Annotated in this window: 10 protein-coding genes; 5 read left to right on the plus strand and 5 right to left on the minus strand. The window is 70.1% G+C overall.

The genetic code is table 11. The annotated features are described in order from the left end of the window. Nucleotides 1-79 precede the first annotated feature (79 nt). Nucleotides 80-1420, plus strand: coding sequence for an MFS transporter (locus PGN23_RS16565; RefSeq protein ID WP_335304154.1), 1341 nt, complete (start codon nt 80-82; stop codon nt 1418-1420). 267 nt (nt 1421-1687) lie between these two features. Here PGN23_RS16565 and PGN23_RS16570 read toward each other — a convergent pair whose 3' ends face one another. Both PGN23_RS16570 and PGN23_RS16575 read right to left on the minus strand, forming a co-directional pair. Next, nucleotides 1688-2566 (minus strand): ROK family protein, encoded by an 879-nt coding sequence (locus PGN23_RS16570; RefSeq protein WP_335304155.1) that lies wholly within the window; start codon nt 2564-2566, stop codon nt 1688-1690. 29 nt (nt 2567-2595) lie between these two features. Beyond that, nucleotides 2596-3813 (minus strand): ROK family transcriptional regulator, encoded by a 1218-nt coding sequence (locus tag PGN23_RS16575; RefSeq protein WP_335304156.1) that lies wholly within the window; start codon nt 3811-3813, stop codon nt 2596-2598. A gap of 78 nt (nt 3814-3891) precedes the next feature. Between PGN23_RS16575 and PGN23_RS16580 the strand changes: the two genes are divergently transcribed. Then, entirely contained in the window at nt 3892-6399 is a 2508-nt protein-coding gene (locus tag PGN23_RS16580; RefSeq protein ID WP_335304157.1) for an exo 1,3/1,4-beta-D-glucan glucohydrolase, read from the plus strand. Between the two features lie 99 nt (nt 6400-6498). Here PGN23_RS16580 and PGN23_RS16585 read toward each other — a convergent pair whose 3' ends face one another. From PGN23_RS16585 to PGN23_RS16595, 3 genes are all read right to left on the minus strand, one after another. Then, on the minus strand, nt 6499-8007 hold the full coding sequence (locus PGN23_RS16585; RefSeq protein WP_335304158.1) for a tryptophan halogenase family protein: 1509 nt from the start codon (nt 8005-8007) through the stop codon (nt 6499-6501). Nucleotides 8008-8136: 129 nt separating this feature from the next. Beyond that, on the minus strand, nt 8137-11283 hold the full coding sequence (locus tag PGN23_RS16590) for a TonB-dependent receptor (protein ID WP_335304160.1): 3147 nt from the start codon (nt 11281-11283) through the stop codon (nt 8137-8139). Nucleotides 11284-11422: 139 nt separating this feature from the next. Beyond that, a complete protein-coding gene (locus tag PGN23_RS16595) occupies nt 11423-11890 on the minus strand; it encodes an Lrp/AsnC family transcriptional regulator (RefSeq protein ID WP_335304161.1) in 468 nt (155 codons plus the stop codon). Between the two features lie 116 nt (nt 11891-12006). On the opposite strand from PGN23_RS16595, the gene PGN23_RS16600 reads away from it, so the two are divergent. From PGN23_RS16600 to PGN23_RS16610, 3 genes are all read left to right on the plus strand, one after another. Continuing rightward, entirely contained in the window at nt 12007-12216 is a 210-nt protein-coding gene (locus tag PGN23_RS16600; protein WP_335304162.1) for a DUF6356 family protein, read from the plus strand. Between the two features lie 161 nt (nt 12217-12377). Then, entirely contained in the window at nt 12378-15452 is a 3075-nt protein-coding gene (locus PGN23_RS16605; protein ID WP_335304164.1) for a TonB-dependent receptor domain-containing protein, read from the plus strand. Further along, nucleotides 15452-17167, plus strand: a complete 1716-nt coding sequence (locus PGN23_RS16610) for a peptidase M61 (RefSeq protein WP_335304165.1) — start codon at nt 15452-15454, stop codon at nt 17165-17167. Before PGN23_RS16605 ends, PGN23_RS16610 begins: the two co-directional genes overlap by 1 nt. Nucleotide 17168 lies beyond the last annotated feature (1 nt).

The raw sequence follows: 17168 nt of genomic DNA on the forward strand, positions 1-17168 counted from the left end.
GCGCTATGCACGCACGGTGATTAATGCCATCATATTTCGTAATTCGGCAAGGGCCGATGTGACAGGGTTGGGGAGGAAGATGACGACCACGCGCACCACTCGAATGGCGTTCGTCGCGGTGACGACGCTGTTCCTCGCCTGGGGGTTCATCACCTCGCTGCTCGACCCGCTGGTCGCCGCGGTGAAGGGCGTGTTCACGCTCACCGACCTTCAGGCGCAGCTGAGCGCCTCGGCCTTCTTCCTCGCCTACGGCCTCGTCTCGCTGCCCGCGGCGGTGCTGGTGTCGCGGCGCCGCCCGGTGCCCGCGATCCTGATCGCGCTGACGATGATGGTCGGCGGGTGCCTCGTCATGCTCGCCGCCGCGAATCTCGCCATTTATGCGCTGGTGCTGGCGGGGCTGTTCCTGCTGGCGAGCGGGATCACCATCCTGCAGGTCGCGGCCAACCCGCTCGCCGCGGCGCTCGGCGAACAGCGGCTCAGCCACTTCCGCCTGACGCTGGCGCAGGCGTTCAACTCCTTCGGCACCTTCGTCGGCCCGTATCTCGGCGCGGCGCTGTTCCTGGAGGGGCTGGAGACGAAGGACGGCGCCGCGGTGTCGGCGGCGGCGCGTGCGCAGGCGCTGGTCGGCATCGACCGCGCCTTCTTCTGGATCGCGGGGCTGATCGTCCTGCTGCTCGCCTTCTTCTTCGCCGCGCGCAAGCGGGTGGAGGCGGCCGCGCCCGTCCTGCCCGCTCACGGAAGCGGCGGCGTCGGCGCGATGCTGCGCGACGCCACCTCGTCGCGCTGGGCGATGATCGGCGCGGGCGCGATCTTCCTCTATGTCGGCGCGGAGGTGTCGATCGGCACGCAGATGGCGTTCTTCCTCAACAGCGACGCGATCTGGGGCGCGTCGCAGGCGCCCGCCGCCTTCGCCCCGCTCGCGCACTTCCTCCAGCTCGACGCCACGCCCGGCGTGTCGTTGCAGGAGGCGGGCCGCGCGGTGTCGCTCTACTGGGGCGGCGCGATGGTCGGCCGCATCATCGGCGCCGCGCTGCTGTCGCGCGTCAACGCCGCGCGCCTGCTGATGACCGTCACCGCGATCGCGGCGGCGATGTGCCTGTTCGTCGCCTTCGTCGGCGGCCCGGTCGCGGGCTTCGTCGCGCTGGCGATCGGGCTGGTCAACGCGGTGATGTTCCCGATCATCTTCACGCTGACGCTGGAGCGCTCGACCGCCAGCGCGGAGGCGACCTCGGGGCTGCTGTGCACCGCGATCGTCGGCGGCGCCGCGCTGCCGCCGCTGGTCGGGGCGGTGTCGGGATCGGTCGGCTATGCGACGGCGCTGGTCGTCCCCGCCGCCTGCTACGCCGCGCTCAGCCTCTTCGCCGCCGCCGCCCGCCGCGCGCCCGTGCACCAGATCGCGACGGGCAATTCGGCGCATTGATTCGCTAACGGAGCCGCCCGCGGTGGCTCTAGGGAATTTCACGCGAAGCCGCGAAGCCGCGAAGAGGTGGGTCCCTGACGCAATCCCTTCGCGTCTTCGCGTGAATCATCGCAGCGCTGACATGGTCGACACTTGGGATATGCCCCCCGTCACCCCGAACTTGTTCCGGGGTCCAGGGTTCCACGCACCCAGCGATGGCAAGGCGCACTGAACCCTGGATGCCGGAACAAGTCCGGCATGACGACGAGGATCGGGCACGCGCCGAGCCTACGCCAGCGCCAGCGCGATCGGCCCCAGCGGCCCGGCCTTCGTGCCCAGCCCCGGCGCGACGATGAAGTCCTCGGCCGGCAGCGTCAGGTAATCGCCGATCAGCGCGCGCACCCGCGCATCCACCTGCGCGATCAGCTCGGGCCGCTGCGCCAGCACGCCGCCACCCAGCAGGAAGCGGCGCGGCGCGGTGCTGCTCACCAGCGCCTGCACCATCTGCGCCAGCGCATCCGCGACCAGCCCCCACACCGCATGATCCGCCGCCACCGCCTCCCCCGCGACGCCCAGCCGCTTCAGGATCGCCGGTCCCGCCGCCAGCCCCTCGACGCAATCGCCGTGATAGGGGCACGCCCCCGCGAACGTATCGCCGGGCACCCGCGCCACGCGCATATGCCCCGCCTCGCAATGCCCCAGGCCACGCGTCGCGCGACCGTTGACGATCAGTCCGACGCCGACGCCGGTCCCCACCGTCACATAGGCGAAATCGTCCAGCCCCCGCGCCGCGCCCCAGCGCCCCTCCGCCAGTGCCGCGCCGTTGACGTCGGTATCGAACGCGGCGGGCACGTCATAGCGCTCGCGCAGCGGCCCCAGCACCGCCGTATCCCGCCAGCCCGGCTTCGCGGTGGCGGTGATATGGCCATAATCGGGTGCCGCCGGATCGAGCCGCACCGGCCCGAACGATGCGACGCCCAGCGCATCGAACCCGCCGTCCCGCCACCATCCGTCCAGGATCAGCGACAATTCCGCCAGCGCGCGCGACGGCGCGTCGCCGGTCGCGACCGGGCGCTGGTCCAGGATGGCGCCCTCCGGAGTGGCGAGCACCGCGATACATTTCGTCCCCCCGAGCTCCACGCCCGCGACCCGACCGCTACGCCCCATGTAGTCCCCCTTAGAATTGCGAAGGCGCGTCAGCCGACCGCCGACAGCACGCGCCGCGACGCCCCCGCGTCGGCCGGCAGCAGCAGGTCGCCGAAGGACAGCAGCGCCGCCCCCACCGCCGGTGAATCCTCCGCCAGCGCCGCCGCCTGCACCGGCGCCAGCGCGGGCGCGTGCCGCCCGTGCAGCCGCACCAGCGTGTTCGTGCGCTGCGCCAGCTCGTCGACCAGCGCGATCGGCAGCCGCCCGCCGATCAGCACCGCGCCGGGATTGAGCAGGCAGCTGACCGCGATCAGCGGCTCCGCCAGCGCCTGCGCCGCGCGCGCGACCCATTCGTGCGCCACCGCCGCGACGCGCGCATTGCGCATGTCGGGCTGGCGCACGCTGACGTCGGTCAGCCCGGCCTCGGCAAAAGCGCGCGACAGGCCCGCCAGCGAGACGATATTCTGTAACTGCGTCCGCCCGCCCTGCCCGTCGTCGACGATCAGGAACCCGATCTCGCCGCTGCGCCCGTTGGCGCCGTGGTCGTACAGCGAATTGACGACCACCCCGCCGCCCAGCCCGAACGCGACCAGCAGGTAGAAGAAGCTGGCGTGATGCTGCCCCATGCCGAACTGCATCTCGCCGATCGCCGCCGCCGCGGCGTCGTTCTGCACGACGACAGGCGCATCGATCGGCGCCGCGAACAGCGATGCGATGTCGATCGTCGCCCATACGTCATAGCCCGCGGGCCGCCCCGGCAGCACCACCGCGCCCAGATCGTCGGGCAGCGCCACGCCGATCCCGCTGATCGCATCCTCCGCGATCCCCGCATCGGCGAGCAATCCGCGCACATAGCCGCGATAGAAATCGCGCACGTCGTCGGGCATCGGAAACGCCATCTCGCGGCTGATCCGCGCGCGCACCACCCCGCCGAAATCGACCGCCACCATGGTCAGGTGATCGCGGTCGATGTTCACCCCGATCGCGAACGCGCCGCCCGGACTGACGACCAGCCGCGTCGCCGGCTGTCCGCGTCCGCCGCGCCGCTGCCCCGCGGGCTGCAACAGCCCCGTCTCCAGCAGCCGGTTGGTGATGTTGGACACCGTCGCCGGGGTCAGCCCGGTGACCTGTGCGATCTCCGCGCGGGTCGCCGCGCCCGCGACGCGGATCGCGTGCAGCACCACGCGCTGGTTATGCTGGCCGGCGTGTTCGATATTGGCGCCGGTCAGCCGCGGTCGCGATCGCAACGGGGTGTCAGCGCTTTCCATAACGCCTCCTTCTTACGGCGTGGACAGAATAGATCAATCGTTTTACGCTTTTGTTCGAAACGTTGGTTCGGGAGAGTGATGATGCGCGCACGGATGGTGTTGCTGGCCGGGATCGCCAGCCTGGCCGGGGCAGGGGCGAACCCCGCGATCGCGCAACAGGCGCCCGCCGATACGCTGGGCGTCGAGACCGTTCACCCGGCCGAGTGGCCCTCCCCGCGCTGGCCCTATCCGCGCGACGCCGCGGTGGAGGCGAAGGTCGCCGACATGCTGAAGCGGATGACCGTCGCGGAAAAGGTCGCGCAGGTCATCCAGCCCGACATCGCGCACGTCACCCCCGCCGACATGCGCAAATATCATTTCGGCTCGATCCTGAACGGCGGCAATTCCGCGCCGAACAACGACGAATTCGCCCCCGCGGCCGAATGGCTGAAGCTGGCCGACGCCTTCTACGACGCCTCGGTCGATCGCACGGACGGCGGGGTCGGCGTGCCGATGATCTGGGGGACGGACGCGGTCCACGGCCATTCCAACATCGTCGGCGCGACGCTGTTCCCGCACAACATCGGGCTGGGCGCGACCCGCGACCCCGCGCTGATCCAGCGGATCGGCGCCGCCACGGCGGAGGAGATCCGCGCCACCGGCATGGAATGGACCTTCGCCCCCACCGTCACCGTGCCGCAGGACTATCGCTGGGGCCGCGCCTATGAGGGCTATTCGTCCGATCCCACGCTGGTGTCCGGCTATGTCGGCGCGATGATCCGCGGGCTTCAGGGCGCACCCGGGGCGGAGCCGATCCTGAAGGGCCCGCACGTCATCGCCAGCACCAAGCATTTCCTGGCGGACGGCGGCACGAAGAACGGCGTCGATCAGGGCGATGCGCAGATCGACGAGACGACGCTGCGCACGATCCACGGCGCACCCTACGTCCCCGCGATCGAGAACGGGGTCGAGACGGTGATGGCCAGCTTCTCCAGCTGGAACGGGCGCAAGCTGACCGGGCACAAGGGGCTGCTGACCGACGTGCTCAAGGAGCGGATGAATTTCGGCGGGCTGATCGTGTCGGACTGGAACGCGCACGGCCAGGTCGCGGGCTGCACCAACGCCAGCTGCCCCACCGCGCTGCTGGCGGGCATCGACCTGTATATGGCGCCCGACAGCTGGAAGCCGCTGTACGATTCGCTGCTGGCGCAGGTGAAGGCGGGACAGGTGCCGATGTCGCGGCTCGACGATGCGGTGTCGCGCATCCTGCGGGTGAAGGCGCGGATGGGGCTGTTCGAGGCGGGCCGCCCGTCGTCGCGCCCGCTCGCCGGGCAGTTCGACCTGCTCGGCAGCCCCGCGCACCGCGCCGTCGCGCGCGAGGCGGTGGCGAAGTCGCTCGTCCTCCTGAAGCAGCAGGGCAGCGTCCTGCCGATCCGCCCCGGCGCGAAGGTGCTGGTCGCGGGCGACGGCATGGACGACGTCGCGCGTCAGTCGGGCGGCTGGACGCTGACGTGGCAGGGCACCGGCGTCGATGCCTCGCGCTTCCCCGGCGCCACCACGATCTGGAAGGGGCTGGACGAGGCCGTGACGGCGGCGGGCGGCACCGCGACGCTCTCACCCGACGGCAGCTTCGCCGCGAAGCCAGACGTCGCGATCGTCGTCTTCGGCGAGACGCCCTATGCGGAATTCCAGGGCGACCTGAAGGCGCTCCAGCTCGCCCCCGAACTGCGCGCACCCTGGGCGACGATGGCGGCGCTGAAGGCGAAGGGGGTGCCCGTCGTCGCGGTGATGCTGACCGGCCGCCCGCTCTACGTGAACCCCGCGCTCAACACCGCCGATGCCTTCGTGGTCGCGTGGCTGCCGGGGTCGGAGGGGGGCGGCATCGCCGATGTGCTGGTCGCGGGGAAGGACGGCAAGGCGAAGCGCGGCTTCTCCGGCAGGCTGCCGACCGCGTGGCCGGTCAGCGCCGCGCCCGGTGCCGCGACGCTCTTCCCGCTGGGCTACGGCCTGACGGGCGCGACGACCTGGACGCGCCTGCCAGAGGTGGCGGGCGTGCCCGACGCCGCGACCGAGGGGGTGTATCTCGACCGCGGCACGCCCAGCGCCGCCTGGTCGCTGGAGGTGGGCGCGCCCGGCGGCTCGGCGACGCGCATCACCACCGTGCCGGCGAGCGCCGCCGCAGGCCATGTCACCGTGACCGCGACCGACCACGTCGTGCAGGAGGGCGCGCGCCGCTTCGCCGTCGCGCAGGGGAAGGCGACCATCGCGCTCGCGACGCAGGTGCCGGTCGACGTCACCCGCCAGTCGAACGGCGACGTCACCCTCGTCATGACCGTCCGCCGCGACGCCGCGGTGTCGGGCACGCCCACGATCGGCGTGCGGGCGGGCGCGACCGTCACCGAACTGCCCGTCCCCGAACTCGCCGCGCTGCCGCAGGGCCAGTGGAAGACGCTGTCGGTCCCGCTGAAATGCTTCGCGAAGGCGGGCGCGGACCTGTCGAAGCTCGACGTCCCCTTCGCGCTGACGCTGACCGGACCGACCACGATCAGCCTGTCGCGCGTCGCGCTGGGGATGGTCGCGGACCAGACGGTGAGGTGCGCGAAGTAGGCCCAACCGCCCGTCACCCCGGACTTGATCCGGGGTCCCGCTTCCTTCCGACCTGGGCGAAGAAGCGGGACCCCGGGTCAAGCCCGGGGTGACGAAATCCTACCCCCCCACCACCCGCGCCAGAAACGCCGCATGGGGCTCGGCATGGCGCAGCGTCCCCGCCACCGCCTCGCGCATCCGCGCCAGTATCTCGCGCAGCTCCGCCTCGTCGAACTGATCCGCCAGCACCGAATGGCGCGCCGGCCAGTCCTCGAACCCGGCATACATGCTCAGCCAGCTGGGATCCTGGAACGTATCCCACTCATTGCGGACGAACTCGCCGCCCGCGCGCCACGCATCCAGCTTGATCCGCAACCCCTCGGTCGGCGGCACCGACCGCATATGGTCCCAGAACGGCTCCCCGACGCGTCCGTTGGCGCGGTAATGCAGCAGCAGGAAGTCGCGGATCCGCTCGAACTCCAGCACCGACTGGCGATTGTACGTCGCCGCCAGCCGCGCGTCGCACGCGCGATCCGGGAACAGCGCGACGAACCGCTCCAGCCCCGACTGGATCAGCGTGATGCTGGTCGATTCCAGCGGCTCCAGGAACCCCGACGCCAGCCCCAGCGCGACGACATTCTTCTCCCAGAAGCGCGCGCGATGCCCGGTGGTGAAGCGCAGCCGGTTGGGCGCCGCCAGCGCCTCCCCCTCCAGCGACGCCGTCAGCACCCCCTCCGCCGCGTCGTCGCTGGTGAAATCCGAGCAATAGACATAGCCGTTGCCGATCCGGTGGCGCAGCGGGATGTGCCATTGCCACCCGGCCTCCCGCGCGGTCGCGGTGGTCAGCGGCGGCGGCGCGCGGTCGCCCGCACGGCAGGGGATCGCGATCGCGCGGTCGCACGGCAGCCATTGCCGCCAGTCGATGTACGGCACCCCCAGCGCGTCGCCCAGCAACAGGCTGCGGAAGCCCGAGCAATCGACGAACAGGTCGCCCGCGATCCGCCGCCCGTCGTCCAGCACCACCGCCGCGACCGCGCCGTTCTCCGCCGACAGGTCGACGCGCGCGATCCGCGCATCGACATGACGCACGCCGTTGGCGGTCGCCAGTCGCCGCAGCAGCGCGGCGAACTTCGACGCATCGAAATGCACCGCGAAGTTGAACACGCCCAGATCGTTCGCGGGCCGGTCGCTCGGCGGCAGGAACAGCCCGCGCTCCGCCAGTTGCGTCGCCAGGCAATAGTCCGACAGCGGCGCCGTCTCCCCCGCCGCGCGCATCTTCAGCCAATATTGATGGAACGGCACCCCGCGTGCGGGCACGCCGTACAGCCCGAACGGGTGGAAGAAGCGCTCGCCCGGCGCCTTCCATCCGTCGAAGCGGATGCCGAACTTGATCGTCCCCTCGGTCTCGCGCAGCACGTCGGGCTCGCCCAGCTCGACCGCGGCGAAGAAGTCGCGGATCGCGGGCACCGTCGCCTCGCCCACGCCGACCGTCCCGATCGCGGAACTCTCCACGACCGTGATGTCGAGCCTGAGGTGCGCGAGCCGCCGCGCCAGATAGGTCGCCGCCATCCACCCCGCGGTGCCCCCGCCCACGATCACGATCGAGCGGATCGGTTGTGCGTTTGTCATTGATCCTCCCCAATCCCGTCATCCCCGCGCAGGCGGGAATGACGAACTCGTCGATACATAGAAAAACCGCCGCCCCGACCCAAGGATCGAAGCGGCGGCAGGTGGTCGTGGCTCAGGGGGCCGACGGACTTAGAACTTGACGCGCGCGCCCGCGATGAAGCGCCGCTCGAAGATGTTCTCGTTCAACACCTGGCTCGGGAAGGTGAGATAGAAGCGCTCGGTCTCGCCGGTCAGGTTGGAGGCCTGGCCGTACAGCGTCAGGAACGGCGTCACGTCATACGACACCGACGCATCGACGTAGTTGGTCGGCGCCTGATACTGCGCCAGCCCGCTGATGCCGCCGTAATCCGACGATGCCAGACGCTTCGAGCGGTAGTTGTACGCCACGCGCGCCTGGAAGCCGTATTGCTCGTACCACAGCGCCGCGTTCACCTGGTGCTTGGAATTGTCCTGGAACGGCTGCTTGTTGCCGGCCAGGTCGACACGGCCGGTCTCGCCCAGCGACAACGTGTAGTTGGCGTCGACGCCGAAGCCGCCGAACAGCCCGTTCACGCCGTAATCCGCCAGCGACTGCCGTGCCGAGGCCTCGATCCCCTTCAGCGTGCCGCCCTCGCCCTGGACCGCGGTGTTGGTCGGCACCACGCGCCGGATGACGCCGTCGTTGTCCGGGATGTCGGTGCGGTTGATCGTCGCATTGGCGATGAAGCTGTCGACCGAGATGTAGAAGGCGCCGACCGACACCAGGCTGGAACGCCCGGTGTAATATTCCAGGCTCGCCTCCACGTTGGTCGCGCGCCACGGATCGAGGTTCGGGTTGCCGCGCGAGTCCGCGGTGCTCGCCTCGAAGCGGTTGGGCTGGATCTGCGTGTTGATCGCATAATTGACGTTCAGGCCACCGCCCCATTGCAGGAAGTCGAGCAGCGTCATCGTGCGCGAGAAGGCGGCGCGCGCGCGAAGCTTCTGCGTGACGTCGAAGGCGACGTTCACCGACGGCAGGAAGTCGGTGAACTCGCGGTTCGTCACGAAATCGCCCGCATCCACGCCCGACACGCCATAGGGCTGCGGCGCGCCGACGATGTTCTGCCGCACGTTCAGCCGGGTGTTGACCACCTGCAACCCGCCGTTGGCGCGGAACGCCATTCCCAGCAGCTCACCCTCGCCCGACACCTGGCCGTAGCCGGAGATCTGGCGCACGTTGACCGAGAAGCTGTCGGCCGGGTTCACGTTGTTGCGGCTGCCCGGGTAGAACTTGTTCTGCCACGCCTCGCTGTCGTCCATCGCCTTGGGATCGAGCACGAAGATCGACGGCGTACCGGCGGCGGGCAGCTGATACTGGCGCACCAGCCCGGCGAAGACAGGATCGTTCGCCAGCCGGGTATAGCCCGCGGTATAGGCGTTGCCCTGCGCGTCCAGCACGCTGCACTTGCTGTCGTTCAGGTTGACGTCGAACGCCTTCCACTTGACCAGGCAGCCGTTGGCCGGGTTCGCCGCATTGTCGCGGTTGCCGGCGTAGAAGGGCGACACGCGCTCGAAGGTGAACTGGTCGACGCTGCGCTCGCCGTAGCGCGCGCCGAAGGCGACCTTGACCTGGTCGTTGGCCTGCCACTCGGCATCGCCGCGCAGCGCCCACAGGTCGCCGTTCTGATAGACGTTGCCCTCCGACGAGATCGTCTTGAGACCGTAGCGCGACGGATCGCTCGCCTGCGCCAGGAAGGCCGGCGAGAAGCCGAACACCGGCGCGCCGCTGGAATAGTCGACCAGCGCCTTCTGGCTGTACGGCTGGTAGCCGTTCTGGTTGAAGCGCACGTCCCCGCCCAGCGACGCGGGATAGTTGCCGACGCCGTTGTACGCCCATTGCGTGCCGTTGGTCAGGCTGAACTGGGTGTAGCTCTGGTCGCGGTTGCGATACGCCTTGCCGTAGATGCCGCGCACCGTCGCCTTGAACGTGTCGCTGGGCGTCCAGTCGAGCTGCAGGTTGTAGTTCTGCGACTCGCTCCTGGTGCGGAACGTCTCCGAATAGCTGTCGAAATTGGGCAGGTCGTAGTTATAGGCCTGCACCGTGTTCAGGCTCAGGTCGCGGTTCACGTTGCTGCCCGCGCCGCCATCCACGCCGCGCGACACGGTCGCGCCGGTATCGGTCGACTTGGTCGGGATGAAGGGCGACGACTGCCAGTCGATCGCCTGCAACTGGAAGCCCGCGGTCCGCTCGAACTGGGTCTGGCGGGTGTAGAAGGCGTCCGCCGTCAGCCGCAGCGCATCGTTCACCTCGAACTGGAGCGAGGCGTTGGCGCCGAAGCGCTCGCGGTTGGTGACACGGTTCCACGCGGTGTGCGACTGCGGCGTGATGAACGCATCGTTGGCGTCGCCATCGCCGTTCACGTCATAACCGACGATGCGGCCGTTCTCCGTGATGGGCGTGCCACGCGACTGACCCGCGGGCAGCCCGACGCCGAAGTCGCGCTGGACGTTACCGTCGCCGTCCAGGTAGTTGCGCTCCTGCCGGGTGCGAACGCCGAAGTCCTGGATCCCGCGGAAGCTGTTGCCCAGCGTCAGGTCGCTGTACGCCGCCGACACCAGCACGCCGACGCGCTCGCCGCGGAACGAAAGCAGGCCGTTGGCGGACGGGCTCCACTTCTTGGTGTTGTCGCCATACTGACCCTCCGCGGCCGCGGAGACGGTCAGCCCGTCCTTCAGGTCGAACGGACGCCGCGTCAGCAGGTCGACGGTGCCCGACAGGCCCGCCTGCTGGAGCGAGGCGGTCGGCGACTTGAACACGGTCGCGCCGCTGAACAGCTGCGACGGGATGTCGGTGAAGTTCGGCTGCACCGTGGTCACCGAATTGGCGCCCAGGAACTGCTCGCCGTTCAGCAGCGTCGTCACCTGCGGCAGGCCGCGGATGTTGACCGCGCCGCCCTCGCCCGCGTCGCGGCGGATCTGCACGCCGGGGATGCGCTGCAGCGAGTCGGAGATGGTGACGTCGGGCAGCTTGCCGATGTCCTGTGCGCTGATCGCCTCGACCACGCTGTCGGCGTTGCGCTTCACCTCGATCGCGCGCGCCTGCGATGCGCGGATGCCGGTGACGACGATGTCTTCCGAGGTGTCGGCCTGCTGCGACGGCGCGGCCACCGCATCGGCGGGCGTCGCATTCACGTCGGGCGTGTTGCCGACCGGCGTCTGCGCCAGCGCGGCGGCGGGCAGCAGCCCGGCCACGATCACCACCGACGATGCCGCTGCCAGCAGCTTCGAACGAACCAACGGCTCGCGACCGTAACGCATCGTAATCCCCTCCCTGTCGAACGTTCGGCCGCGGTTAGCGCTGGCGGAACCAGTAATCAATTTGATTTATTCATTCGATCGCACGTCTGTCAAGCGCTGTCACTTTCGGGCAACATCTCTGCGGACGGGGCAGTCGGGGTCAGTCGAGCGGCAGCGCGGTGGTCGACTTGATCTCCTGCATCGCGAAGGAGGAGCTGACGTCGTGGAGCGGCGCGACCTTCGTCAGCTTGCGATAGATGCGGTCGTAATCCGCGATGTCGCGCGCCACGATCTTCAGCAGATAATCTATGTCGCCGCTCATGCGATAGAATTCGACGACCTCCGGGATGCGCGACACGCCTTCCGCGAACGTCTGGAGCCAGTCGTCGCTGTGATGCGCGGTCCGCACCCCGACGATCACCGTCACCCCCAGCCCCAGCCGGTCGCGGTCGAGCACCGCGACGCGGCGCGCGATCACGCCGTCGCGCTCCAGCCGCTTGATCCGCTTCCAGCACGCGGTCTGCGACACCCCCGCCCGCTCGCCGATATCGGCGATCGCGACGGTCGCATCCTCCTGAAGGATCGCGAGGATACGCCGATCGATCGCATCGAGAACCAGTTTCTCCACGACGCCCCCTTCATGGAACCTGCTTCACCGATATAGCCGCTTCGCCGCCGGATTGAGAACCCGTTTTCGCGTGCGGGCCGCTATCCTCCGTCCATCACCTCTCACGGAGCGCCACGATGCTGAACCGCCTGTTCGTCGACCATCCCCGCAGCGTCGGAGAGAGCTATGTCGCGCATCTGCTGGTCGCGACGCGGTTCGGCGTGACCATGATCGGGGCCGGGATCGCCTGCCTCGTCCACGGGCTGGTGCCCGGGCTGTTCGCATCCACCGGCAGCCGCGCGATCGGCGACCTGCACCAGCGGATGGTCACGCACCGCCGCCGCTGACGCCCGCGCCGCGGAATAAATCATGCGCCGGAACGCGATCCGGCGCCATGAAACGAAAAGAATTCGCACCGCCCCGACCTATTGTGGCTGTGATCGGATCGCCTCCTGAGAAGGCGGACGCGCTCGCAGGGATACGCAGCCAGGTTATTTCGGGGGAAGACATGCGTCACGGTTTCACGATTTCGCTCCGCGCGGGGATGATGCTCACCACCGCCGGCGCCGCGATGCTCGCCGGCATCGCGCCCGCCATGGCGCAGACCGCCGCCGCGGCGCCCCCGGAAACCACGATCGCGTCGGGCAGTATCGAGGCTGCCGCCGCCGATGAGGGCAATGCGGACAAGGACATCATCGTCACCGGCTCGCGCATCCGCCGTGCCGCCACCGACACCACCACGCCGGTCGCCGTCATCGACCCGCAGACGATCAGCGACCGCGGCTTCGTCAGCGTCGGCGACGCGCTGAACAACCAGCCCTCGCTCAACGCGCAACTCGCGCAGGCCAGCGGCAGCGGCACGTCGAGCGGCAGCGGCATCAACGCACCGTCGCTGTTCGGCCTCGGCACGGGCCGCACGCTGACGCTGGTCAACGGCCGTCGCATGGTCACCACGTCGAGCGGGCTCGGCGATTCGCAGGTCGATGCGAACATCGTCCCCGTCGGGCTGCTCCAGCGGGTGGAGGTCGTGCAGGGCGGCGCCGCCGCGGTCTACGGCTCCGATGCGATCGCCGGCGTCGTGAACTACATCCTGCGGAAGGACTTTCAGGGCGTGGAGGGCGACGTCCAGGGCGGCGTGACCGAGCGCGGCGACCGCCCGACCTACAGCGCCCGCCTGACCGCGGGGCACAATTTCGGCGACGGTCGCGGCAACATCGCCGCCAACGTCGAATGGTCGAGGGTCGCGGCCCTCGCCTACGACACGCGTCCGCGCACCCAGCTGGGCCGCCTGACCGTGCCCAACAGCGCCAACACCTCGTCGACCGACGGCATCCCCTCCACGCGCGAGATCTTCGACGCGCGCTTCTGGGAGTTCAACGCCGACGGCGTGATCTTCACCACGCCGGCCCCGGTGTCGCGCTTCCTGCTGGGGCGCCAGTTCCAGCCCGACGGCAGCATCGCGAACTTCAACCTCGGCACGCAATACGGCGTCCCCTTCGCCGCGGGCGGCGACGGCTTCCCCTATGCGAAGCTGGTCGGCACGCTGCGCACCGGGGTGGAGCGCGTCACCGCCAACGTGCTGGGGCATTACGACCTGACCGACGGCGTCACGCTGTCGACCGAGCTGCTGTACGCGCGCACCGACGCGACCGAGGGGTTGCAGGTCCGCTCCAACACGATCCTGGGATCGAGCGCGCTGGGCACCGGCCCGATCGCCTTCACCCGCACCAATCCGTACCTGACCGCCGGCGCGGTCACCGCGCTCAGCGCGCTGTCGCCGACCTTCGCCGCGGGCGGGCCGCTGTTCCTGTCGAAGGTGTTCAACGACCTGACGCCGGACAACGACCAGACCTATCGCACGGAGACGTACCGCGGGCTGCTGGCGCTGGACGGCCGGTTCGACGTCGCGGGGCGCCGCTTCGACTGGAGCGTCTCGGGCAGCTATGCGCGCGTCGACGGGCGGCAACAGGCATGGGGCGTCAATCTGGCGCGCTACAACAATGCCATCTCCGCCGCGCGCAACGCCTCGGGCGCGATCGTCTGCGGGATCAACGCCGATGCCGTCACCACCAACGACGACGCGGCCTGCGCGCCGATCAACCCGTTCGGCAACGGCAACGTGTCGCAGGCCGCGCGCGACTATGTCTCGGTCCGCACCGGCAACCGCTATCGCAACGAGCAGGTCGATCTGCTGGCCACGCTCAGCGGCGCGGTGCTGACGCTGCCCGCCGGCGACGTAAAGGTCGCCGCCGCCTATGAGCACCGCGACGAGACCGCGCGCTTCACCCCCTTCGCCGCGGACCAGTCCGGCATCCTCGGCACCGCGCCCGTGGTGCCGCAGCGCGGGCGCTACAATACCGACGAGGTCTCCGGCGAAATCCTGGTCCCGCTGGTCGGCGGCGACGTCCGCCTGCCGCTGGTCAACGCGCTGGAGCTGTCGGGCGCCTATCGCTTCGTCAACAATTCGGTCGTGGGCGACGAGCAAGTGTGGAACGTCGGCGCCCGGTGGGAGCCGGTCGAGGGGATCGGCCTGCGCGCCAACCGCAGCCGCAACTTCCGCGCGCCGACGCTGACGCAGCTGATCTCGCCGTCGGTGCAGAACCTGCAGGGCGGCAACCAGGATCCCTGCGATGCCGACCGCATTTCCGGCGGCCCCAATCCGACGCAGCGCCGCGCCGCCTGCCTCGCGCTGTTCCAGGCGAACCCGACCTATGGCACCGGCGGGCCCGGCGGCGCCGCGGTCGGCGCGTCGGCCGCCGATCGCCTCGCCGCGTTCCAGAATTCGGGCGAGAATTTCAGCACCACGTTGGTCACGACCGGCGGCAACCGCGCGCTGCGCAACGAGGTGGCGAAGACCTGGACCTACGGCGTCGTCGCGCAGCCGCGCTTCATCCCCGGCCTGACGATCACCGCCGACCGGATCGAGATCGATCTGACCGACGGCCTCGTCCCCTTCACGACGCAGGATTTCGCCGCGGCGTGCTATGACGACGTCGCTCCGGCCGCCGGCGTGTGCGACGCGTTCACCCGCCTCTCCACCGCCACCACGGCCAGCCAGGCCGGATCGTTCGCGACCGGGCGCACCACGACGTTCAACGCGGGCATCATCCGCTATCGCGGCGAAACCTACGACATCAGCTACGTCCTGCCGCTCGGCGCCGATGCGGGCCGGGTGGAGTTCGAGGTGGCGGCCACCCACACCGGGTTGCTGACGAGCTCGCTGACGGGGGCGGTGTTCACCCGCTCCGACAATACCGCCAACAGCCCGATCACCGGCGTGGCGCAGCCCGACTGGGCGGGCCGCTTCGACCTGCGCTACAGCAACGGGCCGTTCCGCTTCACCTACCAGGCCTTCTACCTCAGCCCGGTGCTGGCCGCGCCGAACGCGTCGATCGAGAACAACCCGAACCCGAACATCGCGGGCAACACGACGCACAGCATCTCGTTCGCCTATGACATCGGCACGTTCGCGTTCCGCTTCGGCGTCAACAACCTGACCGACAAGGAGCCGTCCTACCCGACGATCAGCTACGGCGACATCATCGGCCGCAGCTTCTTCGCCGGCGCGCGGTTCCGCTTCTGATGCCGGGCGCCGCGCTCCTCCTCGCGCTGGCCGCCCCCGCCGCGGCGCCGGCGGTGGAGATCGTGCTGGCGCCCCATGCAGAGCGCGGTGCGATCGACCGTCTCACGGTGACGCTGCGCCTGCGCGGCGTCGCCGCGGCGGCGGGCGCCCCCGTGCTGCGGCTGCCGCTGGTGGCGAGCAACGTCGATACCGTCGCGCGCACGATCACCACGATCGCGGCGCGCGACGCGCGCGGTACGGTGACGCTGCGCCCCCGCGACGTCGACCTGCCGACCGCCGCCGCGCGCGATGCGGAGGCCGGCGGCCCCTCGCGCGAGTGGATCGCGGATCGCGCGATCGCCGGCCCGCTGACGGTCCGCTACGCCTTCCCCGTCGCCTCCGACCTGCCCGTGCGCGGGTCGGGCCCGCCCTTCGCCTTCCGCACCGATGACGGCGCGGTATCGGGCGCGGGCCACGTCTTCCTCGCGCTGCCGCCGGGCGACGCGGCCTATCGCACCACCATCGCCTGGGACCTGTCCGCGCTGCCGAAGGGCGCGCGCGGCGTCAGTTCGCTGGGCGAGGGGCGCCGCACCGCCGCCGAGCCGCTGACCGCCGGACAGATCCGCATGGGCTTCTTCATGGCCGGGCGCGTCGCCACCTGGCCCGCCACCCCGCCCGCGACCGGCTTCTTCTCCGCGCTTCAGGGCCGGCCGCCGTTCGACGGGATCGCGCTGATGCGCTGGACCGGCACGCTCTACGGCCATTACGCGCGCTTCTTCCGCCAGAAATCGCCCCCGCCCTACGGGGTCTTCATGCGCTTCAACCCGATCAACGCCGGCGGCGGGGTCGGGCTCTACCATTCCTTCGTCGCCACCTATGGCCGCCCCGGCGGCCCCGGCAGCGATCCCGCGGAGCTGCAATTCACGCTCGCGCATGAGATGTTCCACACCTTCCAGCCGTTCATCGAACGGCCCGCGGGTCTGGAATCGTCGTGGTTCGGCGAAGGACTGGCGACCCTCTACCAGCGCCGCCTGCCGCTGCGCTTCGGCATGGTGTCGCCCGCCTCCTTCCTGATCGATCTCAACACCCATGCCGGGCGCTATTACACCAGCGCGAAGGCGACCGCGCCGAACCGCGACATCGCCCCCAATTTCTGGCGCGACACCCGGCTTCGCACGCTGCCCTACGATCGCGGGATGCTGTATTTCGCCGACCTCGACGACAGGCTGCGCAAGGCGTCCGGCGGCCGGCGCTCGCTCGACGACCTGATGTTCGCGATGCTGGCGCTGCGCGGTCCGACGACCAACGCCGATTGGGAAGCGCTGCTGCGCCGCGACCTCGGCGACCGCGCCGTCACCGACTTCCGCGCCTTCCTGGACGGCGCGATGCCGCTGCCCGCCTCCGACGCGTTCGGCCCGTGCTTCCGCCGCGTGGCACGGCCGCTGCGCCGGTTCGAACCCGGCTTCGACGCCGCGATCCTCGCCACGCCGTCACGGATCGTGACGGGCGTCGTCCCGGGCTCCGCCGCGGCACGCGCCGGATTGCGCGACGGCGACGCGATCGTGACATGGACGCCGCAGGACTATCTCCAGGGCGAGCAGACCGCATTGATGAAGCTGACGATCCGGCGCGACGATCGTGTCATCCCGCTCGAATACCTCCCCCGCGGCGAGACGGTCGACGCGTGGCAATGGGAACGCGTCGCGGGCGTCCCCGACACGGCCTGCGCGCTGTGAG

This window comes from Sphingomonas adhaesiva, assembly GCF_036946125.1.
Taxonomy (GTDB): domain Bacteria; phylum Pseudomonadota; class Alphaproteobacteria; order Sphingomonadales; family Sphingomonadaceae; genus Sphingomonas; species Sphingomonas adhaesiva_A.